This is a genomic window from Dokdonia sp. R86516 (assembly GCF_044596715.1).
GTDB lineage: Bacteria > Bacteroidota > Bacteroidia > Flavobacteriales > Flavobacteriaceae > Dokdonia.
In genome coordinates this window covers 550,001-572,894 of sequence record NZ_CP138998.1, presented here as the reverse complement: position 1 = coordinate 572,894, position 22,894 = coordinate 550,001, and the positions used below count along the sequence as shown (strand labels likewise).

16 protein-coding genes, 2 tRNA genes and 2 rRNA genes (1 of these 20 only partly in view) are annotated in these 22,894 nt (G+C 38.0%); 10 read left to right on the top strand and 10 right to left on the bottom strand.

What is annotated here, in order from left to right; translation table 11 throughout:
* Window positions 1-44: 44 nt before the first annotated feature.
* Entirely contained in the window at window positions 45-605 is a 561-nt protein-coding gene (locus SJY23_RS02705) for a hypothetical protein (RefSeq protein ID WP_396597344.1), read from the bottom strand.
* Window positions 606-751: 146 nt separating this feature from the next.
* Window positions 752-1,774 (bottom strand): adenosine deaminase, encoded by a 1,023-nt coding sequence (locus tag SJY23_RS02700; RefSeq protein ID WP_396597343.1) that lies wholly within the window; start codon window positions 1,772-1,774, stop codon window positions 752-754.
* A gap of 285 nt (window positions 1,775-2,059) precedes the next feature.
* Here SJY23_RS02700 and SJY23_RS02695 point away from each other — a divergent pair, with 285 nt between their 5' ends.
* Both SJY23_RS02695 and SJY23_RS02690 read left to right on the top strand, forming a co-directional pair.
* Entirely contained in the window at window positions 2,060-3,103 is a 1,044-nt protein-coding gene (locus SJY23_RS02695) for a flavin-containing monooxygenase (protein ID WP_396597342.1), read from the top strand.
* A 384-nt stretch (window positions 3,104-3,487) separates the two neighbouring features.
* Window positions 3,488-4,750 carry a hypothetical protein gene (locus SJY23_RS02690; protein WP_396597341.1) on the top strand — a complete coding sequence of 421 codons (1,263 nt, stop codon included), beginning with the start codon at window positions 3,488-3,490 and terminating at the stop codon, window positions 4,748-4,750.
* A 227-nt stretch (window positions 4,751-4,977) separates the two neighbouring features.
* On the opposite strand, the gene SJY23_RS02685 is transcribed toward SJY23_RS02690, so the two are convergent.
* The 5 genes from SJY23_RS02685 to lysS all read right to left on the bottom strand — a co-directional run bounded on the left by SJY23_RS02685 (window position 4,978) and on the right by lysS (window position 11,096).
* A complete protein-coding gene (locus tag SJY23_RS02685; protein WP_396597340.1) occupies window positions 4,978-5,781 on the bottom strand; it encodes a hypothetical protein in 804 nt (267 codons plus the stop codon).
* A 79-nt stretch (window positions 5,782-5,860) separates the two neighbouring features.
* On the bottom strand, window positions 5,861-6,394 hold the full coding sequence (locus SJY23_RS02680) for a hypothetical protein (RefSeq protein WP_396597339.1): 534 nt from the start codon (window positions 6,392-6,394) through the stop codon (window positions 5,861-5,863).
* 83 nt (window positions 6,395-6,477) lie between these two features.
* A complete protein-coding gene (locus SJY23_RS02675) occupies window positions 6,478-7,488 on the bottom strand; it encodes a hypothetical protein (RefSeq protein WP_396597338.1) in 1,011 nt (336 codons plus the stop codon).
* Window positions 7,489-7,764: 276 nt separating this feature from the next.
* On the bottom strand, window positions 7,765-9,171 hold the full coding sequence (locus tag SJY23_RS02670) for a T9SS type A sorting domain-containing protein (protein ID WP_396597337.1): 1,407 nt from the start codon (window positions 9,169-9,171) through the stop codon (window positions 7,765-7,767).
* Window positions 9,172-9,401: 230 nt separating this feature from the next.
* Window positions 9,402-11,096 (bottom strand): lysine--tRNA ligase, encoded by a 1,695-nt coding sequence (lysS, locus tag SJY23_RS02665; protein ID WP_396597336.1) that lies wholly within the window; start codon window positions 11,094-11,096, stop codon window positions 9,402-9,404.
* A gap of 182 nt (window positions 11,097-11,278) precedes the next feature.
* Between lysS and SJY23_RS02660 the strand changes: the two genes are divergently transcribed.
* From SJY23_RS02660 to lipB, 3 genes are all read left to right on the top strand, one after another.
* Complete coding sequence (locus SJY23_RS02660; RefSeq protein ID WP_013751129.1) at window positions 11,279-11,437, top strand: YqaE/Pmp3 family membrane protein; 159 nt, start codon at window positions 11,279-11,281, stop codon at window positions 11,435-11,437.
* 2 nt (window positions 11,438-11,439) lie between these two features.
* Complete coding sequence (locus SJY23_RS02655) at window positions 11,440-12,294, top strand: hypothetical protein (RefSeq protein WP_396597335.1); 855 nt, start codon at window positions 11,440-11,442, stop codon at window positions 12,292-12,294.
* 884 nt (window positions 12,295-13,178) lie between these two features.
* Complete coding sequence (gene lipB, locus SJY23_RS02650) at window positions 13,179-13,904, top strand: lipoyl(octanoyl) transferase LipB (RefSeq protein WP_379952801.1); 726 nt, start codon at window positions 13,179-13,181, stop codon at window positions 13,902-13,904.
* 10 nt (window positions 13,905-13,914) lie between these two features.
* Here lipB and SJY23_RS02645 read toward each other — a convergent pair whose 3' ends face one another.
* Both SJY23_RS02645 and SJY23_RS02640 read right to left on the bottom strand, forming a co-directional pair.
* Window positions 13,915-16,371 (bottom strand): hypothetical protein, encoded by a 2,457-nt coding sequence (locus SJY23_RS02645; protein ID WP_396597334.1) that lies wholly within the window; start codon window positions 16,369-16,371, stop codon window positions 13,915-13,917.
* 93 nt (window positions 16,372-16,464) lie between these two features.
* A complete protein-coding gene (locus tag SJY23_RS02640; protein ID WP_396597333.1) occupies window positions 16,465-17,103 on the bottom strand; it encodes a ribonuclease HII in 639 nt (212 codons plus the stop codon).
* Window positions 17,104-17,211: 108 nt separating this feature from the next.
* Between SJY23_RS02640 and SJY23_RS02635 the strand changes: the two genes are divergently transcribed.
* A complete protein-coding gene (locus tag SJY23_RS02635) occupies window positions 17,212-19,158 on the top strand; it encodes a putative porin (protein ID WP_396597332.1) in 1,947 nt (648 codons plus the stop codon).
* Window positions 19,159-19,163: 5 nt separating this feature from the next.
* On the opposite strand, the gene SJY23_RS02630 is transcribed toward SJY23_RS02635, so the two are convergent.
* Window positions 19,164-19,337 carry a hypothetical protein gene (locus SJY23_RS02630; protein WP_396597331.1) on the bottom strand — a complete coding sequence of 58 codons (174 nt, stop codon included), beginning with the start codon at window positions 19,335-19,337 and terminating at the stop codon, window positions 19,164-19,166.
* A gap of 576 nt (window positions 19,338-19,913) precedes the next feature.
* On the opposite strand from SJY23_RS02630, the gene SJY23_RS02625 reads away from it, so the two are divergent.
* The 4 genes from SJY23_RS02625 to SJY23_RS02610 all read left to right on the top strand — a co-directional run.
* Window positions 19,914-21,437: ribosomal RNA gene (locus tag SJY23_RS02625) — 16S ribosomal RNA — on the top strand.
* Window positions 21,438-21,650: 213 nt separating this feature from the next.
* Window positions 21,651-21,724 (top strand) — tRNA-Ile (locus tag SJY23_RS02620).
* A gap of 132 nt (window positions 21,725-21,856) precedes the next feature.
* Window positions 21,857-21,933 (top strand) — tRNA-Ala (locus tag SJY23_RS02615).
* Between the two features lie 279 nt (window positions 21,934-22,212).
* Window positions 22,213-22,894: ribosomal RNA gene (locus SJY23_RS02610) — 23S ribosomal RNA — on the top strand; it runs 2,145 nt beyond the window's last position.
* Together the 16S and 23S rRNA genes with 2 tRNA genes alongside form the textbook arrangement of a ribosomal RNA operon.

Below are 22,894 nucleotides of genomic sequence, written 5' to 3'. Positions count from 1 at the left end.
ATTACGCTTTCGCGAAAGCGTAACAACAATTCTTATAGTCTATCTTATGGTTTTACCTGCTCCCAGTAATTATACAAGCCTTTCTTAAGAGGCAGGTATTTTTTAGGCATATCCTTAGCGGGCGAAAGGGTAAAGGAAATACTATCCTTAAAGTACCAGTAATTATCTCGCAGTGCTCCAGTAGTGGTTTTAATATTCCACGCTGGGATATTAATCATAGCATAGGAGCTATCTTTTTCTACGTAGTCTATCCCAAAATCTTTAAGCTGCTCCTTAGTAACATACTTGAACTTGAGTTTAATGTCAAGTTGCTTTGCTTCTTTACGGCTCACTATTTCAGAAGTGGACCAAGCGTAGGTATCAAACTTTTCTTTTAAGGTAAGGCGCTTTTCTTGTGCTTGTGCGTTTCCTATTCTGTAGAGGGTATTTCTAATCTTTAAGCTGTCTTTCTCATTGCTCACTAGCGCAAAAACATCTTGTTGATCTACCGTTATAATTTGCTCTGTAATGTCAATGTGGACGGCAGTTTCTTCTGCGACGATGGTGCTATCGTCAACGCCAAAGAAAGTGCCAAGCGCAAAGAATATAATTTTTATTACCTCCATAGTAGTCCTATTTAAGTTGGTTCAAAAATAGCTATAAAGATTGAGTTATCAGTCGCTTAGGTGCTTCTGATTGGTGGTAAGATGTCCCTTACAGAACGATAGAAATAAGGGTGCGCTCTTGCAAAAGCGCAACCTTATTAAAATACTTAATCGATGGAAGCAAAGTATGCTTTCACCTTTGTGATGTGTGCTGCTTTCTCATCTTCGGTAAGCCAGCTTGCTTTAAAACCATTGATGGCAAGTTGCATGATCTGTTCCTTAGATAAGTTTAAGGCACTTGCTGTCTGGTAGTAATTCTCATTCATGTATCCGCCAAAGTAAGCTGGATCATCAGAGTGTATCGTCGCAAGAATCCCTTTATCTAGCATCTGCGCTACTGGGTGTTCTTCCATCTTGTCAATCACCTTAAGTGCTACGTTACTAGTAGGGCAAAGCGTTAATGGAATTTGCTCTTTTACAAGACGCTCCACAAGTGCATCATTACTTAAGCAGCGATTACCGTGATCTATACGTACAACATTTAGTACGTCAAGCGCTTCCCAGATATAATCTGCTGGGCCTTCTTCACCGGCGTGTGCAACTAGTTTATAACCTTCTTTTGCCGAGGCTTCAAATACGTTTTTGAATTTACTAGGAGGATTTCCTTGCTCAGAAGAGTCAAGCCCTACACCATCTATCCACGCTTTATATGGCTGTGATTCTTCTAGCGTTTTAAAAGCAGCTTCCTCACTTAGGTGTCTCAAGTAAGACATGATAAGTTTATAGGTAATACCGTATTCACTTTTTGCTTTCTCAAGCGCATTGTAAATCCCGGTGATTACTGTTTTAAAAGGAACACCGCGATCTGTGTGTGTTTGTGGATCAAAGAACACCTCTACGTGTACTACGTTCTCACTATGCACCTTAGTAAGATATGCCCACGTAAGATCATAAAAATCTTGCTCGTGTAAGAGTACTTGTGCACCAGTATAGTAGATGTCTAGAAACTCCTGAAGGTTATTAAACGTATACGCCTTTTTTAATGACTCAATAGAATCATAAGCAAGGGTGATGTTATTCCGTTTTGCAATCTCAAACATCAATTCTGGCTCAAAACTACCTTCTATATGGAGGTGGAGTTCTGTTTTTGGAATGCCTTGTACAAGGGTTCTTAGGGGAGTATTATTCATTATAGCTATTTTTTTTGTGGCTACAAAGGTAGGGTTATTTGTAAGAAGTGGTTTTATGTCCCCTGAGTTGCACGTGAACTAGCCTTATGATAAGTACGCTTTCGCGAAAGCGTAACCACCCACATTGTAACATTCCGTACATGAAAAATAATCTAAAAAGTGATTGTGATGCGGAATATTTATAGTAAAATATTCTGATTATAGTGTGTGATTTTATTGAAAGCTGTAAAAAGGAGGAAAGCTATTCTTAATGTCTATTTTTGCAAAAAATTAGAAGGGCAACAGATGTTAGATTATGTAGTAGTAGGAGGAGCACAAGCCGGATTATCTATGGCGTACCATTTAAAAAAGATGGGGAAGAACTACGTGGTGGTAGATGGTGATAAAGAAATAGGGGCGTCGTGGTTAAACAGATGGGATTCCTTAAAACTATTTACCCCTACCGAATACAACCATCTGCCAGGTTTAAAATTTGACACTCCTAAAGGTCATTACCCAAGTAAATATGAAGTAGCAGATTATTTTAAGTCTTATGTGTCGACTTTTGAAATCCCTGTAAAACTCAATACATTAATTACTTCTATAAGTAAGACATCAAAGGGATTTACTCTCACACATAAGGATGGTGATCTTGAAGCAAAAAATGTGGTGGTTGCCACAGGTCCTTTTCACACGCCATACACGCCGCCTTGTAATACTAAGATTGCAGACAGTATAACACAGATGCATAGCAATTACTATAAAGGACTCGATCAATTACAAGAGGGAGATGCACTCGTAGTAGGTGGAGGTGATTCTGGATATCAAATCTTAAACGAACTCTCAAAAGATGGCCGCAGGAAGGTCTTTTTCTCTGGGGATACTACGGTAAAATCCTTGCCGCAGCATATTTTAGGGAAGTCGTTATGGTGGTGGTTTACTGTCACAGGTTTTCTAAGTTTTAATAAATATAGCTGGATGGGTAAGAGGATAAGCTCGTTTACGCAGCCCGTTATAGGCACAGATGTTAAAGAAATTCTTTCTAGAGACAACGTCATTATATGCGGCAGAACTAAAGATGCCATGCATGAGGAAATCATCTTCGAAAACAAGAAAGTAGCTACTATAAAAAACATCATATGGGCAACTGGATATCGCCCTAATTTTCAATGGATAGAAGGTTTAGAGCTTGATGCAGATAGCTATCCAAAAAACAGCAGAGGAGTAAGCAATATAGACGGTCTGTATTTCTTAGGACTACCGTGGATGTACACTCGCGGATCTGCAACATTAGGCGGAGTGTCTAAGGATGCGCTTTATCTCGCAGATTTAATTGATGCAAAGGAGTAACTAACTTAACTCCGTTTATCGCAATGCAATAATTAGTAGATAGCTACTAATAACGCTTTCGCGAAAATAGCTTTTATATCACTCCTTCTCAGGAATCAAATCACCATTAGTGTCATAGCGTTTGAAGTTAAGGAGCTTTCCTTAATTGTCGTAGATGAAGCTCTTTATAGTTTCCTATAAAGCATATCTCACCACTACTGTTACCAAAATAAGAATTGGTTAGTGCTATCTACAAATCACTCTGAATAGATCGAATCGCAAACTTGTAATCAAATAGTCTATTAATTCCCTCTTAAAAAGAGTATTTGTAAATAGTAGGTTTATTCTGACAATTTATTTTTTTATTGCTTAATTTGCCAGCCAATCAAAAAACTAAAATCAGATATGAAAGCTTTAATCAAAATGTCAATTATTTTACTTGTAACCACATTTCTTTCCTGTAGTTCGGAAGAGGACAGTGTTAGTGTAGAAGTTGTTTCGCCACCAGAGGTGAATATTGCCCCTACAGCTGTTAATTTATCTTTAGAGGAGCAAGAATGTAATATGATAGGACTAAGTTGGTCTGCCTCAAGTGATATAAATGAAAATAACTCAATTACTTACAAGGTTTACATTAATGATGTTGTTGTAGCTAGTGATTTAACAGGTCTTATGTATACATTCGAGGTTAGTTTATCAAACTATCCAGCTGTAATTAACGTTACGGCAACAGATAATCTTCAAGCAGAATCAGAGCTGAGTAATACGCTCGAAATAGAATTTCCGGTAAGTGATAACATAAATTTTACAGATGCAAACTTAAAGCAAGCATTACTAGACAACCCTGAACCTATTGATATAAACTTAGATGGTGAGATTTCTGAATGTGAAGCCTCTTTATTTACTGAAACTTTGTCGTTGTCGCAGAAAGAGATATCGAGCCTAAGTGACATAGTTTACTTTACAAATGCGAGAGTCTTAAGTGCGATCGGTAATAATATCACAGACGTATCCATTTTAACAGATTCCTCTTTTGAAACAATCTTTTTAGATCACAATCAGTTGGAAAGTTTTGATATGGAGGGGAATTCTATTTTAAAAGAATTAGGAATTGAGGGTAATGAGGTGATTTCAATTGATTTATCTCAATTTGTAAGCTTAGAAAGTGCTCGTTTGAGTCGTAATAACTTATCTAGCATTGATTTATCTAATAATCCTTTGTTGAGGGAATTGAACTTAGATAGGAATTCTATTTCTCAAGTTGACGTTACTCAAAACCAAGAACTAAGAGGATTAAATTTAGCATTTAATAACTTAACATTAATTGATGTAAGTAGTAATGTAAATCTTGAAAGATTGAATGTTTCTGAAAACTTACTTACATCACTTTTTCTTGAGCAAAATATCAACTTGGAAGAGGTTAGTTGTGGTGATACATTTATTGAACAGTTAGATTTATCTAATCAGCCCAACTTGGAAAGATTGGTAGCCTTTAGAAATCCTCAACTCGCCCAATTAGATTTAAGGAATGGTAATAATTCGATATTGGGATTAATGGCCGCAAACGACAGTCCCAATTTAAGGTGTATAGAGGTAGATGATGTTGACAATATTCCAAGTGGTTGGCAGAAAGATGATAGTGCATCATATTCTTTGGATTGTAACTAGAAGTTTATTGCGTTTTAACTAATAGAATCAGATTATTCAAAAATAAATTATCTTAAATAAAAGCTGAACAGTCAACTGATTGTTCAGCTTTTTTACTTTTTAGATTAATTCTAGAAGATCCCAGTTAGTAACTAGAAGGATAAAGAATAATTAGCTAACTCATTTCTTAATTATTGTTCAACTAGTAGGTAGCTACTAATAACGCTTTCGCAAAAACAGCTCTTATATCATTCCTTCTCAGGAATCAATTCTCCATTGGTGTCATAGCGTTTAATCTCTAGACGATTTCCTTCATTGTCATAGGTAACCATCATTTGTAATGTACCATCTTTGTAGAAAGATTTCCAGGCGCCTTTTTTCTTAAAGTAATCGATGCCTGCATATTCACCTTGCTCCTTGATACTGCCGTTTTTGTAGAAAGACGTGTACACGCCTTTCTTGTTACCTAGCGCATCAAATTCTTGAGAGGTAAATAGCGTTCCATCCTGATAATAAATGTTGAGGTTGCCGGTAAAGTCGCCTTTATCAGTATAGGTAGCATCTAGTCTCAAGTTGCCATTGTTGTGATATTCTGTATTACTTATAATCACACCTTCGCTGCTATAGGTAGTTTTTGATTTGAGTTGGCCATTCTCCCAATACCCCATCCAACTGCCAACACTTCGATTCTCCTTATAAACTCCTTTAGATCTTAGTTGGCCATTACTGTAATAATCCGCGTAAGGCCCATCCATTTTATAAAAACCTTCACTCGCATAAGAACCTTTAGTTTGCAACTGCCCGTTGCGGTAATACATTTCAAAAGGGCCTGCTGGATTATCTGAACCATTAAAAGTGAGCTTAGTATCTATCGCTCCATCCTTTCTATAATAAGCCCACTCACCCGTAGGAAGACCAGCAGCATTTTTAAGCCCGACACTTTTTTTCTCACCCGTATTGAAATACTCAACTACTTGTTTTTCTTGAGCGCTGGTGATGTGAGTGCTTAGTAGTAGGAGGAAGATGATGAGGTATGAGTAAGGTGGGCGCATTGGTACGTGATATTTTTCTATCTGAAGAGTATGTTGATAACGATACTCGCTAGTGCTATAATGATAAAGGTTGTTTAATCTACATATGTTTTTGAGTAACTTTTCCTTTAACAAACTCAGTCGCTTTTTTAAAATTGTCAGTACCTATTTCCGATTCTCCTAGAATGAAAGCTAAATTAGTCCCGACATCGATATCAAGAAACAGGTTATTCTCAATCACTCTATGGCTTTTGAAAACCTCCCATTTTATTTTGGCTTCATATTTATGATCTTTATATCTAAAGAAGAGGTCGTCAAATTCCCACAAGTGATTTTCATTTGACCCTTTTTGTTTAAGAATTTCCGCATTCATTAAATCTAAATAGGATTTTTTACTTTTCTGGTAAAATTTATAGTAGGTATAAAAATTAATTAAATAATGAACTCCAATTGCGACTAGCAGAAAGCCAGTATTGTTTTCTCCATATATGATTAATCCACCAACTAGGATCATTGGAATTGCTAAGAACAGACGTTTTCTGTTATTATTAAAGTTCTTCTTCCAAGCAGTGTTGAAATTTAGAAGCATTTGTTGGTTATAAATCTCTTCATTAAATGGAATTTCGAATATCATTTTGTTGAGTTTAGATTAGGCGACTTATGAAAATATGTTTAGATTATATTTTTGGCGCTCTTAGTCTTATTTTTTTAAAGCTATTAGCGGCTGTATTCTTCTAGGAGCTTATGAATTATTGGTTGTTTTTCATTAACTAAAATTCGAACTGAATCCCCAATTTTCAAAGGTTCGTCGTTTCGACTATATCTGAAATATGATTGATACTTTCTACCGTCTAATTCGTACTCGTAATTATAGTTATCTAATTTAGTATGATAATTATCTCCCCAGGAATATTTTTTAGTTATAAATCCGATAGCTTCTTTAGAAGAGTTTTTAAAATAGAAATTTGATTCTTGTCTGTCGAAGAGTTCTTTATTATACCAACCTCCACCAACACCCGAATACTTTGGTTTATATTCAATTTTTTTAATGTTAATATCAACTTTTAATCTGTTTGAGGTTAATTTTACAGGCCAAGGTTGCTTAGATTCCAACAAGACTTCATAATTATCCGTCCATTTTCCAAAAAGTATTGGGCATATTTCATTTTTATTAGTCGTGTAAATATTTCCAGATTTGGGAAGATTATCTACAAAATTTATGACTGATATTTCTATATGTGTTGCGCCTGAATACCTGTAGGCTACTAGTAATTTTGTTCTATCGGGAGATATGGAAAATCTTTCAATGTTTGGAGGAAGTCCATCGGCAATGTCTTTTTCTATAATTTTGAAAGTCACATCGTTTTTTTGGAAATAAAATTCTTTAAAAAGATCACCGTTCCTATTAGTATTAGTGGGGTCCATTTCCATCAAAAATGTATCTCTACTAATCCATTGCAAAGGTTTTAAGTCGTTGGTTGAATATTTTCCATATCGTGGTAGTTTATAATTACTAATAATATCACTTGTATCTTTTGCTTTTACAATTGACATTCCAAAACTTGGATTATTCCCTCTCCAGTAAGAATAATCATAAAGTATTTTTGAGCTGTCTGGAGAGTAAAATTTATTGATAATCTCTAAATCAGAATCGCTAAGTTTGACTTCGTGATTAATCGGATTACAAGAAATTATGATCAGGAATAGAAAAACTCTTATCAATCTCATTTTTTTTAGTTATAATAAATATCTAGCCTTAAAACTAATCCACTAAAATACAACTTCCCAACACACCTCCTTTACGGTTTGCCTTACTTTGGGTTAATTAATTCAATAAATATGTATAATTATCAGCATCAAGCTAATCAACTCAAATTTTCGCGAAAGCGCATAAAAAAATCCCCACTTAAAAAGCAGGGTTATACTTAAGCTTAAAAAAAGTAAGCGTTCTAATTGAAGGTATGATAAATTGCTATTCTAACTTGAGCCAAATTAGGAACTAGTTTATTCTATTATAATTTTTTCTACAGATGATAATCCTCCACTCTCTATAGTAAGAAAATAAATACCTGCAGGAAGGGTTTCGTTTACTGTAAAATGTGAAGATTGCGTAATGGAAAAAGTATATAGGATTCGCCCAGAAATATCAACAAGATTTAAAGTTGCTGACTCTTGAGATTCTTTGAATTCAATTTTAAAATTCCCACTACTTGGATTAGGATGTACACTATGGCTAAGTGAAGACGTATTATTAATCCCTAGATTTTCATTAAATTGATACACATTGTACGTGCCTACGTAATCCGGATCAGTATTGTCAAAAGAGTTGTCAATTCCTAAGCGTTGTCCATCTTCAGAAAGGGTAAAGCCAAAGCCGTAAAAATAAAATCTACTTATATCTGGATTATAAAATGTAGTCCCTTTTTGAGACCAAGTGCCATTAATTTCTTCGTGAACTTCAATGTAAGCTCTTCTTGAATCTTCAATATTATTGTTTTGAAGTGCTTGTACAGCAATCGTTTTTCCATCATTAGAGATTTGCACACGTTGCCCCATGGCATCAAAAGCTTGTTCTCCGAAAAATGATCCGATTTCGTTCCAGGAACTATTATCATATTCAAAAACGCGTGCTGCACCCGCATCCTCTGCTACAGTATCGTCGAATAAATATGTCATAATAATTCTATTACCGTCAGCACTTAAATCTTGTCGTGCTACTCGTGATTCATCAGCATAAGCAGTTATCGTATTACCTACCTGACTCCAAGCTCCATTGATATTTTCATAAATCCTTGTCTCTCCATTTAGTCCATTATTGGAACCTGGTCCAGGAGAGCTTATCAAAACTCGATTGCCATCATGACTTACCGAAAATTCAGTGCCAGCGTTATATACATCTCCCATTGTATATGTAAACGTACCATCAAAAGTATATTCGCCATTTATAAGACTATATTTGGTGATTCTATTTTCAAGTGATTCATTTTGAATCCATTCTACATTACTCAAAACCAAAATACTTGAGCCATCACCAGATATTTGATAAAAATGATAAATAGATTGACCAGAATACTCATAGTCTATAACTTGAGAAAGACTTAGATTTCCATTGTCATTAGAGTAGACATTAATTGCTTCTGCATTTTGTGTTAATGTCACAAATACATCAGTACTCTGGGAAAACTGGCCACGACGCTCTACTTCAACAGTATAATCAAAAGAAATTTCTTCTTCTAATACATTATAAAAATTGTAGCGTGAAGGTGATCCCTTATATTCGTAGAGAATTTCACCATTGTTGCTTAATAGCATACCATTTACATCAGCAACTTCTGCAATTCTCTCCCAATCTTGAGCAATGAGATTATTTGTGCAAAATATAGCAAACAATAAAATGCAAGTAATTTTCATAATTTGATTTTCGGCAAATATAATTTAAAATTCAACGAAAAATATTAGGCTATTTTCTTATCAATATCTTACTCAAAAGTGGTGTTCGAGTCTTGAAGATAAGTTTGGGGGCTAACAGCATCGAGGTAACCAACTCAAATTTTCGCGAAAGCGTATAAAAAAATCCCCACTTAAAAAGCAGGGATTTAATAGTCGGTTTTTAGGTTGTCTTTTATAGTAAGACGGTAGGGTTAGTCTGCAATGGTTACAAACAAACCATCGTCAGTTTTAGAAACTTTGGCAGCGCCTAGTTTGGTAAGACCTTTAAGACCTTTGTCCCATCCTTTATTACTTAAACCTGCTGCAGTTTTAAGTGCGCCAAGTTCTTGTGGGCTTTCCTTTTTAAGGAGGTCGTAAATTGCTTTTTCGTTCTCGTTAAGATCAAGTGCCTTCTTTTCTGGTTTCATCTGTGGGAAGAACAGTACTTCTTGTATAGACTGGTTATTAGTCAAGAACATAATCAAACGGTCCATCCCAATTCCCATTCCTGAGGTAGGAGGCATCCCGTACTCTAATGAACGCAAGAAGTCATAATCTATAGAAGCTGTTGCCTCGTCATCACCACGCTTTGCAAGTTCTAGCTGTGCCTCAAAACGCTCACGCTGATCGATAGGGTCGTTAAGCTCTGAGTATGCATTTGCAATCTCTTTACCACAAACCATTAACTCAAAACGTTCTGTGAGTTCTGGGTTATCACGGTGCTCCTTACATAGCGGGCTCATCTCTTTAGGATAGTCTGTGATGTAGGTAGGCTGTATGTAGTTACCCTCACACTTCTCACCAAAAATCTCATCGATGAGTTTTCCTTTACCCATAGTCTCATCTACCTCGATACCCATGCCTTGTGCAGCAGCGCGTATCTCATCTTCTGTTTTATCAAGAATATCAAAACCTGTAAAGTGCTTGATACTATCTGCCATGGTTACTCTAGCATACGGAGCTTTAAAATCTACTTCGTGCTCACCAAAGGTTGCCTTTGTAGTTCCGTTTACAGCCATCGCGCAGTGTTCTAGTAACTGCTCACAAAACTCCATCATCCAGTTGTAGTCTTTATAAGCTACATAGATTTCCATTGCGGTAAACTCTGGATTGTGCGTGCGGTCCATCCCTTCATTACGGAAGTTCTTTGAAAACTCATACACACCTTCAAATCCGCCAACAATGAGACGCTTTAAATACAGCTCATTTGCAATACGCATATATAATGGCATGTCTAGTGAGTTGTGGTGCGTCACAAATGGTCGTGCTGCGGCTCCTCCAGCAATAGGCTGTAGGATAGGAGTCTCTACTTCAAAATATCCTGCGTCGTTAAAGAAGTTACGCATCGCATTAAAAAGCTTGGTGCGTTTTACAAATACTTCTTTTACGTGTGGGTTTACAGCAAGATCTGCATAACGCTGGCGGTAACGCATTTCTGGATCTATAAATTCATCATAGGTATTACCCTCTGCATCTGTTTTAGGTAATGGTAATGGTTTAAGTGCTTTACTTAATAGGGTAAAGCCAGTAAGTGATACCGTAATCTCACCTACTTGTGTAGTGAATAACGTTCCTTCTACACCAATGAAATCACCTAAGTCAAGAAGCTTTTTAAATACCTCGTTATAATGAGACTTATCTTCTCCTGGGCAAATTTCGTCACGGTTAAAGTATAATTGTATGCGACCTTCACCATCTTGAATCTCTCCAAAAGATGCAGAACCTTGAATCTTCTTTCGCATCAAGCGACCTGCCATTACTACCTTCTCACCCTCTTTATAGTCTGCGATTGCTTTCTTAGAGCTATGAGTAACGTGGTATTGTGCTGCTGGATAAGGATTGATTCCTATTTCGCGCAAGCGGGATAATTTTTGACGGCGTACTTGTTCTTGTTCTGACAGTTGCATACAGTAATAATTCTTTTATATTTTTTGCAAATAAGCGCTACACACAAATAGCGGTAGAGCGGCGCAAAGATAGTGATAGCCCGCTCAGAAATCAACATTGTAACAATCTGAAAATTATGTCGTCTTATTAAGTACATCAATCAACCTTTCCAACCGATGGATAGGATCAAAAAACTTCACTTATGAGTATCTGGCGCGTCTTACTTGCCATCTTTTTTCCACCACTAGCTGTAATAGGCAAAGGATGTGGGTCTGTATTAATAGTTTTCTTACTTTGGCTCTGTGGCTGGGTGCCTGGCGTAATTGCAGCACTCGTAATATTAAATAATCCAAAAAAGTAGTAATGAGTAAAAAGGTTTATGGACTGCTAGTAGTGCTATTAGTGTTACTAGTAAGTTGTAGTATGCATGAGCGTATTGTGTTTAATGAAGACATGGGAGGTCGTTATGAGTCTAAGTTTGACCTATCACAAATCATGGCAATCGCTGCTCAAAGTGGAGCGAGTAATCCAGAAAAGAAGAAGGAGAAAATGGATACCACGATGGTGTTTAATGACTTTCTAGAAATCTACAAGGATAGCATCGCCACATTACCATCTGCACAGCAAGAGAATGTGAAAGCACTTAAAGACTTTGCTATGAATATGAACATAGACGAGGAGAATGGGGTGATGGTACTCACTGTCATAAAAGACTTCAAAGAGTTTAAGGAGATAGAGCGCATCGCATATGATGTAGATAAAGTGTTTGAAAGCGCAAAGAAAACCACACCAGGCGGAGAGAAGGCAAGTAGTAGCCCAGCAAATAGTATGCTGAGTACAAACAAGGTGATCTATACTTTTACCGATAACACCTTTAGAAGAACAGATCCTAAAGCGCTATCAAGACACCTAGAAGGCAGCAGCGAATTATCTGAAAAGACAAGGCAAGACGTAGAGGATGCCGTCTTTAAAGATGAGAATGGAGAAGCCGAGAACAATATGATGAAAGAGATGGTGCTAGGTATGGATGAAGTACTAGATCAATCTACTATGCAACTAGAATACGTATTCCCAAGAAAAGTAATCTCCGTATCTCAAGAAGGCGCAATAATCTCAGAAGATGGTAAAACAGTAACCTTCTCCATAGACTATAAAACCCTACTAGAAGGAACAGACAAAACCTTAGAAAACTTTGAGGTGGTTCTTGAGGATAAATAAGTCACGATAATTATTATAAAGACCTTCTACTATATGGTAGGAGGTTTTTTTTGTTTTAAAAGCTTTCCCCAGCCCTGAAAGGTGGTTTATTTTTAAAGTTTTCCCCGTCCCTAAAGGGTGGCTGTTTTATTTTTCACAACTCGCGAACATCTCCCCAACCCCTCTTCGAAGAGGGGCTTTCATTTTTTGCAACTTCGTTGCGATTTTCATGTGAGTATTTCTGTTTGTGGGGAGATGTTTCCAAAAAGCTTTCCCCAACCCTAAAGGGTGGCTTTTTTCACAAGAGTGTTCCCCTCTTTGAAGAGGGGCTAGGGGAGATGTTTCATAAGAGTAATCACATACACCTATTAAGAACAGAGTAGATGATTCCAAACAGATTTTATTGAACAAAGATTTTTCCACCCTTCAGGGTTGGGGAAAAGAAAAATCTAAGCACCTTTAAAAAAGCTTTCCCCAACCCTAAAGGGTGGCTTTTTCACAACTCGCGAACATCTCCCCAACCTCTCTTCGAAGAGGGGCTTTCATTTTTTGCAACTTCGTTGCGATTCTCATTTGAGTGTTGCTGTCTTTGAGGAGGGATTTGCAAAAGCTTTCCGCACACCTAAAGGGTGACTCTTTTCACAAGAGTTTTCCCCTCTTTGAAGAGGGGCTAGGGGAGATGTTGCATAAGAGTAATCACAAACACCTACTAAGAACAGAGTAGATATTTCCAAACAGATTTTATTAAACAAAGATTTTTCCACCCTTCAGGGTTGGGGAAAAGAAAAATCGAAGTGTGAGCTTCCTTCAGGGCGGGGAAAAGAAAAATCAAAGCATTCACTTCTTAAGAAAAAGGGATTTTAAAAGTTGAGATATTTTTTTATGTTTCTGCGTACCTTTGCGCCGTGAATAAAAATATCATTTTACAGGACCTCGGAAATCGAGATTATAAGGAAACTTGGGACTATCAAGAGACGCTTTTTAAGAAAACGGTGGATATGAAAATCGCAAACCGTAGACAAAACGCCGGACTGGTAACTCCTAACCATTTCTTGTTTGTAGAGCACCCTCATGTCTTTACATTAGGGAAGAGTGGTGATCTTTCTAATTTGCTTGTTAGCGAAAAGGAGCTTGCCGAGAAAAAAGCTAGTTTTTATAAGATTAACCGCGGTGGAGATATCACCTATCACGGTCCCGGACAAATCGTAGGGTATCCTATTCTTGATCTTGATAGCTTTTTTAGAGACATTCACAAATACCTGAGACTACTAGAAGAGATGGTAATTCTCACCCTAGCCGAATACGGACTAAAAGCCGAACGCTCTCCTGGAGAAACGGGTGTGTGGTTTGATGTAGGAACTCCGTTTGCACGTAAAATTTGTGCTATGGGTGTACGCGCTAGCCGCTGGGTAACCATGCACGGATTTGCATTAAATGTAAATGCAGACTTGGGCTACTTTGACCTGATGATTCCTTGTGGGATAAAAGACAAAGCAGTGACATCTCTCAATGTAGAGCTAGGTAAAGCAACCGTAGACGAAGCCGAAGTAAAAGAGAAATTACTCAAACACTTTACAGCGCTCTTTGAAGCCAACTTCATTACTCCAGAAGCGGGCGCGGAATATATATAAGGACGTCGAGCTAGTTAATCTTATAAATCAATACTGAATTACTGCTTCCTTGAGTTACAAAACCTAGAGACTTGTTGCTTTGTAAAAAGCCAACATCGGCCTTAGAAGTTCCATAGATAGGGAAGTTAGGTAGTAATACACCTTTATTGTCATAGATATAGACTTCGCTAGATTCTGTATTGGTGATAGCAATGTATTGTGATTTTCCAGTGCTTGAGATGCTAGGTGAAGTATAGGTGCCAAAGGCAATCTCTCTCTTCTTACCATTTACCACAAGTTTGTTTTCTCTCAAACCTACTTTCAGTTTGTCTTCAATAGCGATTTTTGAATCCGATTGAAAATCTGAAATACTTTGAGTAAGCTTACCAGAAGTATTAATGCTCACTTTCTCACCATTAACTGTAAAGGTTTCAAAGTTGTTGCCATACTTATAAATAGGAGTATCACCAAAGTTGATTTTTTCTTTAACGTCAATTCGTGTTTTTCCTGTTCGGTTTAAGATGTGCAGCTTCCCGCTATTCTCGGCAATCGTGATATAATCTTTGTTACCTATGCGCATATGTGCTGGAGGATATAAAATTGCACTTCCTGCTTCTCTAAAGGTAAAGCCAGAAACAGCCTTTGCTTTTTTATCATACATCAACACCTTATCGTTTTGAACAATGACAAAGCGGTAATTACTATTATTGTCGTAGTCGAAGATAGAAAGCGGTTGCGTGATGTTATCTTTAAAAGAAAGCGGGTAAGGAGATACTTCTTTACCATTACGATCCAACACATAAAATGAAGATGGTGTGGTAAAAGCAAGCTGTAACCTACCATTGCGATATAAATCTATCTGCTGCACCTCACCTAGTATTTGACCATCTAGATCTTTTTGCCACAATACTTTTCCTGCATTACTTATTAGGTATAGGGTGTTGTTTATGTCTTGCACCACTACATCCTTCCCATTTGTACGATGATTGGTTACTAGCTGCGGCGTCATTATGATGTCTGCGCTTAGTTTTACATTGGCAATTTGAGCAATATTTGCATCTGTCGTAGCCTCGTCGTTCTTGAGAATCGCCATATTAAGTAGCAAATAGTCCTTTTCTTGTATGAGTTGTAGCGCGCTATAATCATAGCCATTTAGAGTGATATCCTTTAAAACTTTTTGACCATCTTTTGATGCTAGTTGTTTATATGCGTTACTGCTCAGGCCAGAAATGTGTAAATAACTAGAGGCGCGACTTAAAGTACTCTCCGTATTCTGGAAGGTAGCGCTGTTAGATAAGGTTGCTTTGTTTTGATAGTTGGCAATTACAGTTTCTAGCGCTTCTTGATTTTCGGCAAAAAGATAGAAGTCATCTATCGATGCGTATAAGGTAGGAGATGAAAGATTGAGTAGCGGTGAGTACGCTTTCGCGAAAGCAGACCCCATATTAATCTTATAGATAGAAACCTTTCTAAATTCGGCTTTTTCTGAAGCACTCGCCAGCTCGTTATCTGTAACCGTAATATTTGTAGAAACTCCTACTATTACTTTTCCTTTAGGCAGATGAATCATTCCTACCTCTGAGAAACTAGCAAAAAGATCCTCTCGTGCAAGCGTATATTTCGAGAGATCTAGTTTCAAAAAGTCTGCTTTACTAGATTTAAACTGCTGCCAGTCGTCATAGGTGATAGCCTCTACAGCAATTGCAGCGGTAGGAGTGATAGATGCAATTCTATTCACTACCGGTTGTGTGTTCTTAAGTAAGCTTAATCTCTGTGATGTGGAGTCTTGTACCAGTGCAACACCATTTAGCCTGATGTCATTGTTATCCAAATCTATATCTGCCGCAGTCCAAGAAAACGAATTTTTAAGCGCATTTGCTGTTGCATTAGGAAGTAGACTCTTATACAAGCTAGCACCTTCTGATCCTCTTATAAATATAGAAGCCGTAGCACTATTGCTAGATGAGGTGTATGCTTTTTCAAAAAGTTCATCTTCATAGATGTCTGTGTTATCCTCTCTCAATACATTTTCTAAAAGGATTTTTGATGTACTAGCAATGAGCACGTCCTTATATATAAGATAATGCGCAGTTCCGCCTAATGTTTTAATAGTTGGGTCCTTAAGTGCTGCTTCTTTCATTAGTAATGAGTCTCCTTTAAAAAGCGAAGCATGCGCTTTTGTAATCATACTAATGTCATAATCATTACGGCCTAGTTTTGTATAACATAATAAGGTCTCGCCATCTGGTTGTATATCTTTAAACAATGTCTGCCCTTTTACTAGGGTTTTATAAAGAGCCGTGGGAGCTAGCTCTTGTATAAGATCATTATTTACTAGTGCACTTTTAAGATCCTTAAAGTCATTAGTCTTTATGATAACCGCCGCTTTGCGAGGTATATATTTAGTAAGAGAAGATGATGCCTTTGGTGTAGTATCGCAACTAGCGAGAAAAACAAGGCTAAGGAGTATGTAAAAGAAAGATTTCATATGTGCGCTTAAGGTGGGTTCAAAAATACAACCTCAGTCTTGAGAACTTCTAGAGAACCTCATATTGTTATTGACTACTTTTTAAACAAGGAATTAGCTGTTATTCTTAAACGTAAAATCGAGTTCGTATTGTTCTGGAAGTAATTTAAAGCTCTTGCGATGATACTTTGTAATACCATATTTACGTATTGCCTCTCGATGTTCCTTGGTAGGGTAACCCTTGTTTTTTTTCCAATTGTACATAGGGAACTCTTCGTGTATGAGATTCATATATTCATCACGAGCAGTTTTAGCAATAATAGACGCAGCAGCAATAGGCAAGTATTTTCCGTCACCTTTTATAACAGTGGTGTGGTCAATCTTAGGAAAAGGTTTAAACCGATTGCCGTCTACAAGAATGTGTTGTGGTTTTTTTTGCTTTCGCGAAAGCGTACCTATCATACTTTCAATACTGCGGTGCATTCCTAAGATGGAAGCATTAAGGATATTAATATCGTCTATCTCACTCATCATTACATGAGCAAATCCGAAAGCAATTGCTTGTTCTTCTATAATAGGTTTGAGTAATTCACGTTTCTTCTCTGTGAGAAGTTTAGAATCTGTAAGTATCTCGCTAATGAAGTCATCTGGAAGCATTACGGCAGCAGCAGTAACAGGGCCTGCGAGGCAGCCACGGCCAGCTTCGTCCGTGCCACATTCTATGAGATGAGTATGATATTTGAGTTTAAGCATCTTTGTGGAGCTGAAAATACGAGGTTCGAGGATAAAAATGTAATTTTGACGCTATAATTTTTTTGTATGAGAGGAGTTTTGATTTTATTATTTTGCTTGTTGCAAACCATGCTTTTTGCTCAAATTTCTCGGATCCCTACCAGAGGGTCATCTACAGGTATTATACAGCAAGACGATAACAATGATCCTCTTAATGCCAGAGAGGTTTCTTCTACTAACATCAAGAAGTTTGAAAGACCACCCGTTGAGGATTATAAAATCATATCAATAACTAGAGATACTACATACGTAGATACTACACTTAATATAAAGAAGGATTACAAATTTAATTACCTGCGTAAAGATAGATATGGCTTATTACCATTTGCAAACACAGGGCAAACTAATAACACGCTCATCTATAACTTTAATAATAGACGTACTACACCAGGATATATAGCGCAGGCTAGACATTTTGCATATATGGAGGTAGAAGATATTAATTACTATCATCTGCCTACACCGCTTACAGAATTGTTTTACAGAAGCGCCTTTGAGCAAGGGCAGCAATTAGATGCATTTTTTACCCTAAATATTCACCCACGACTCAACATGTCTATTGCATATAAAGGAGTGCGTAGCCTAGGTAAATATCAAAATGCCTTAACAAGTTCTGGTAACTTTAGATTTGCTGGTAGCTACCGTACTAAAAATGATAGGTATCATATAAGAGCGCACTGGGTTGCACAAGATTTATTAAATCAAGAAAATGGCGGACTTACAGAGCAAGGTGTAGAGCAGTTTAATAGTGGTGAAGAAGACTTTAGTGATAGATCAAGATTACCTGTGAACTTTGAGGATGCAGAAAATATACTCGACGGCACACGTATATATGTGAATCATCATTATAACCTTGTCCAGAAAAAAGATAGTCTCAAGGATTATAGTCTTAGAGTAGGGCATATTTTTAATAGTGAGAATAAGTTTTATACTTATAGACAAGATGCGGCAAATGCAATTTTTGGTGAGGCGTTTAGTCAGACCAGTTTTTCAGATAGAACAGATCATGAAGAAACCTACAATGAGATTAATGCTGTTTATGAGGATAAAAAGCTAGGGCAACTTAAGTTTCAAGCAAATGCCTTGTACTATGATTATGGGTATAACGCAGTGCTTATTCAAGATGCAGATGGGGATGGTGTTTCTGAGCGTGTGCCTAATAGATTACAGGGAACAAATATTGCTGTAGGTGGAGCTTACAAAAATAGGATTGGAGGATTTGATATAGAAGGAGAGGCGCAGGTAAATGTGGTAGGTGACTTTGATGGTTACAATATATATGGAGAAGCGGGATATTCGATAGCAGATGACAAGCGATTCTCTGTGAGTATTCTTAGTAACGCTAGACAAGCTAGTTTTAATCACCTACTGTTTCAAAGCAATTACTTAAACTATAATTGGTCTAATCAAGACAACTATGCTACGGTAAAAACAAACACGCTAGCAGCGCAACTAGATGCAAAGAGTCTCGTAAATCTCGAGGCGTCAGCATCTACTATAAAGGACTACGCATATTTTGGACTTGGGGAAGGCGGTCTTGTAGAGTCCCGTCAATCTGGAGAAGCGGTAAATCATTTGAAGATTAGTGCAAATAGAGATATTAAGTTCGGAAAGTTTAACCTTGATCTTACGGCTACCTATCAAAATGTAACAGGAGCAGAGGGTGTGCTCAATGTTCCAGATGTAGTAGGTAGAGGTAGTTTTTACTTTACAGACCGTCTCTTTAAGAAAGCATTGCTTCTTCAGACGGGTATCACAGCAAACTATTTTACTAAGTATAACCTCAATGGCTATGATCCTATCTTAGCCGAGTTTTATGTACAAAACACAGAGGAGCTAGGTAACTTCCCATTGTTGGACTTCTTTATTAATATGAAAGTCCGCCAAACACGAATCTTTTTAAAAGCGGAGCATTTCAACAGTAGTTTTACAGGAAGCGACTTTTACAGTGCCCCTGGATACCCATATAGAGACTTTAATATACGTTTCGGTATCGTATGGAACTTTTTCTTATAGATGGTTTACGCTTTCGCGAAAATTTCTAGGGTGGTTTTTGCAGCTATTTGATGGTTACTGAGGTTAGATGTGCTAGTTTTTCTGAATTTATAGTGTGCAAAATAGGGTTCTTTTGTGGTTGTTGAGGTGTCAATCAAACTATTTTCAAAGCTAGTTCTTGTGTTTACAGGGAGTTGCATATTTCCTTAAAATTTTCTTAAGAATATTCTTGTCAGATTAGAACTTCGGTGTATCTTTGCCATCCGCTTCACGGTAAGCGTTTGTTCTTTTAAATGGCTTCAAAAAGTTTGTTTTTATTTCTTCAAATTATTTCTCAAAAGATAGTTTGTAATTAGGAAAAAGGTTGTAGTTTTGCAGCCGCTAACAAATAGAGGTTATTTGTGAGTTATGTTCATTGCGATTGTTTCTTGGTTTTGGAGGTTGAAAATTAAATTTCAATTATTTTTAAGATTAAGTTGTGAGTTTAAAAAACAGTTGTATATTTGCACCCGCTTAGAGAAACAGTAACATATCTAGCGAAGTTCAAGAGTTTTTATTGAGATGTTTTGGAAGATTAGTTAGTCTAATTTGAGGTTCGATTCCTTTGCATTTACAAGAGTTTTCTGCTATTAATAGTAGTAGAGAAAGTTCATTGATTTATTGAATTGACAGCGCGTATTAATACCTTCGGGTATTATTACAAAGAATTTGAAAACTAGAAGTTTATTATTGACCGGATATTTCGAGTTGTGAGGAGTTGAAATTATTAACAACACACGATGAAGAGTTTGATCCTGGCTCAGGATGAACGCTAGCGGCAGGCTTAACACATGCAAGTCGAGGGGTAACAGGAGTAGCTTGCTATTTGCTGACGACCGGCGCACGGGTGCGTAACGCGTATAGAATCTACCTTATACTGGGGGATAGCCTTTGGAAACGAAGATTAATACCCCATAGTATTATTTTTTGGCATCATTAAATAATTAAAGTTTCGGCGGTATAAGATGACTATGCGTTCTATTAGTTAGTTGGTAAGGTAACGGCTTACCAAGACTGCGATAGATAGGGGTCCTGAGAGGGAGATCCCCCACACTGGTACTGAGACACGGACCAGACTCCTACGGGAGGCAGCAGTGAGGAATATTGGACAATGGAGGCAACTCTGATCCAGCCATGCCGCGTGTAGGAAGACTGCCCTATGGGTTGTAAACTACTTTTATATGGGAAGAATAAGGTCTACGTGTAGACTGATGACGGTACCATAAGAATAAGCACCGGCTAACTCCGTGCCAGCAGCCGCGGTAATACGGAGGGTGCAAGCGTTATCCGGAATCATTGGGTTTAAAGGGTCCGTAGGCGGGCATATAAGTCAGTGGTGAAAGTCTGTGGCTTAACCATAGAATTGCCATTGATACTGTATGTCTTGAATTATTGTGAAGTGGTTAGAATATGTAGTGTAGCGGTGAAATGCTTAGAGATTACATAGAATACCGATTGCGAAGGCAGATCACTAACAATATATTGACGCTGATGGACGAAAGCGTAGGTAGCGAACAGGATTAGATACCCTGGTAGTCTACGCCGTAAACGATGGATACTAGTTGTTTGGCCTTCGGGCTGAGTGACTAAGCGAAAGTGATAAGTATCCCACCTGGGGAGTACGTTCGCAAGAATGAAACTCAAAGGAATTGACGGGGGCCCGCACAAGCGGTGGAGCATGTGGTTTAATTCGATGATACGCGAGGAACCTTACCAGGGCTTAAATGTAGTCTGACAGCTTTAGAGATAGAGTTTTCTTCGGACAGATTACAAGGTGCTGCATGGTTGTCGTCAGCTCGTGCCGTGAGGTGTCAGGTTAAGTCCTATAACGAGCGCAACCCCTGTGGTTAGTTGCCAGCGAGTAATGTCGGGAACTCTAGCCAGACTGCCGGTGCAAACCGTGAGGAAGGTGGGGATGACGTCAAATCATCACGGCCCTTACGTCCTGGGCCACACACGTGCTACAATGGTAGGGACAGAGAGCAGCCACTTAGCGATAAGGAGCGAATCTATAAACCCTATCTCAGTTCGGATTGGAGTCTGCAACTCGACTCCATGAAGCTGGAATCGCTAGTAATCGGATATCAGCCATGATCCGGTGAATACGTTCCCGGGCCTTGTACACACCGCCCGTCAAGCCATGGAAGCTGGGGGTACCTGAAGTCCGTCACCGTAAGGAGCGGCCTAGGGTAAAACTGGTAACTAGGGCTAAGTCGTAACAAGGTAGCCGTACCGGAAGGTGCGGCTGGAACACCTCCTTTCTAGAGCTTGTCCCTGTTATGGTGCGTTATGTATTTATATGTAACAATATCTTTAACAAACAGCAAACGACTTACAGCCGAAAGGTTAGTAATAGGTTTTAGTTTTCAATAGCTGTCGATTTAATTTTAATAAACAAGTAAATAGTAGTTAGACTTTAGTATTGAGTTTTTTACTTAAGACTATTACTTAGCAACTATAGATTGTTTAATTACAGTCTCATAGCTCAGCTGGTTAGAGCGCTACACTGATAATGTAGAGGTCGGCAGTTCGAGTCTGCCTGAGACTACTGGTTACGCTTTCGCGAAAGCTTAATAAATCGCGATGTTCATTTTATTACATTTTGAAGGAAATTTTAGAAGTTGAGAATCATTACTTCGTCATTCGAAATCTGATGTCATCATCTTGATTTCATAAAAATGGGGGATTAGCTCAGCTGGCTAGAGCGCCTGCCTTGCACGCAGGAGGTCATCGGTTCGACTCCGATATTCTCCACCAAGATAGTTACTTTATAGTAGTTATCATCCTTAGGTATAAAGGATATAGTTTTTAAAAACACAGGATTCACGAGAGTGCAATACGTTTTTATTTACATAGATATTGTACTGATAATGGAAAAACGTTCATTGACATATTGGGAAATAATTAAAGAATACGAGAAGTCGTATGTAACCTAGCCGGTTATATACGCAAGAATATGAATATAATATGATTAACTCATTATAATATAAAGGTTTATGTATTTTATACATAAGCCCTTAAAAGAGCAATAAGTACAATAAGCTAATTAAGGGCGTATGGGGAATGCCTAGGCTCTCAGAGGCGATGAAGGACGTGATAAGCTGCGAAAAGTTGCGGGGATCTGCACACAAGAATTGATCCGCAAATATCCGAATGGGGCAACCCGGTATATTGAAGATATATCACCAGAAATGGGGCAAACCCGGAGAACTGAAACATCTAAGTACCCGGAGGAGAAGAAAACAATAGTGATTCCGCTAGTAGTGGCGAGCGAACGCGGATTAGCCCAAACCTATTATGTTACGGCATAATGGGGGTTGTAGGACCACGATATTTTGTGCTTTATGAATTAGAATACTTTGGAAAGAGTAGCCATAGACGGTGATAGCCCGGTATAAGTAAAGACAGTTACAGATAGTGGTATCCTGAGTAGTGCGGGGCACGTGAAACCCTGTATGAAACTGTGGGGACCATCCCATAAGGCTAAATACTCCTGAGAGACCGATAGTGAACCAGTACCGTGAGGGAAAGGTGAAAAGAACCCTGAATAAGGGAGTGAAATAGAACCTGAAACCATACGCTTACAAGCGGTCGGAGGTCTTCGGACTGACGGCGTGCCTTTTGCATAATGAGCCTACGAGTTACTTTAACTAGCAAGGTTAAGATTTTTAGGATCGGAGCCGTAGCGAAAGCGAGTCTGAATAGGGCGTTTTAGTTA

Coding starts and splice junctions, on each gene's coding strand:
- SJY23_RS02705 (WP_396597344.1), bottom strand. CDS start 605: ATGGAGGTAATAAAAATTATATTCTTTGCGCTTGGCACTTTCTTTGGC.
- SJY23_RS02700 (WP_396597343.1), bottom strand. CDS start 1,774: ATGAATAATACTCCCCTAAGAACCCTTGTACAAGGCATTCCAAAAACA.
- SJY23_RS02695 (WP_396597342.1), top strand. CDS start 2,060: ATGTTAGATTATGTAGTAGTAGGAGGAGCACAAGCCGGATTATCTATG.
- SJY23_RS02690 (WP_396597341.1), top strand. CDS start 3,488: ATGAAAGCTTTAATCAAAATGTCAATTATTTTACTTGTAACCACATTT.
- SJY23_RS02685 (WP_396597340.1), bottom strand. CDS start 5,781: ATGCGCCCACCTTACTCATACCTCATCATCTTCCTCCTACTACTAAGC.
- SJY23_RS02680 (WP_396597339.1), bottom strand. CDS start 6,394: ATGATATTCGAAATTCCATTTAATGAAGAGATTTATAACCAACAAATG.
- SJY23_RS02675 (WP_396597338.1), bottom strand. CDS start 7,488: ATGAGATTGATAAGAGTTTTTCTATTCCTGATCATAATTTCTTGTAAT.
- SJY23_RS02670 (WP_396597337.1), bottom strand. CDS start 9,171: ATGAAAATTACTTGCATTTTATTGTTTGCTATATTTTGCACAAATAAT.
- lysS (WP_396597336.1), bottom strand. CDS start 11,096: ATGCAACTGTCAGAACAAGAACAAGTACGCCGTCAAAAATTATCCCGC.
- SJY23_RS02660 (WP_013751129.1), top strand. CDS start 11,279: ATGAGTATCTGGCGCGTCTTACTTGCCATCTTTTTTCCACCACTAGCT.
- SJY23_RS02655 (WP_396597335.1), top strand. CDS start 11,440: ATGAGTAAAAAGGTTTATGGACTGCTAGTAGTGCTATTAGTGTTACTA.
- SJY23_RS02645 (WP_396597334.1), bottom strand. CDS start 16,371: ATGAAATCTTTCTTTTACATACTCCTTAGCCTTGTTTTTCTCGCTAGT.
- SJY23_RS02640 (WP_396597333.1), bottom strand. CDS start 17,103: ATGCTTAAACTCAAATATCATACTCATCTCATAGAATGTGGCACGGAC.
- SJY23_RS02635 (WP_396597332.1), top strand. CDS start 17,212: ATGCTTTTTGCTCAAATTTCTCGGATCCCTACCAGAGGGTCATCTACA.
- SJY23_RS02630 (WP_396597331.1), bottom strand. CDS start 19,337: ATGCAACTCCCTGTAAACACAAGAACTAGCTTTGAAAATAGTTTGATT.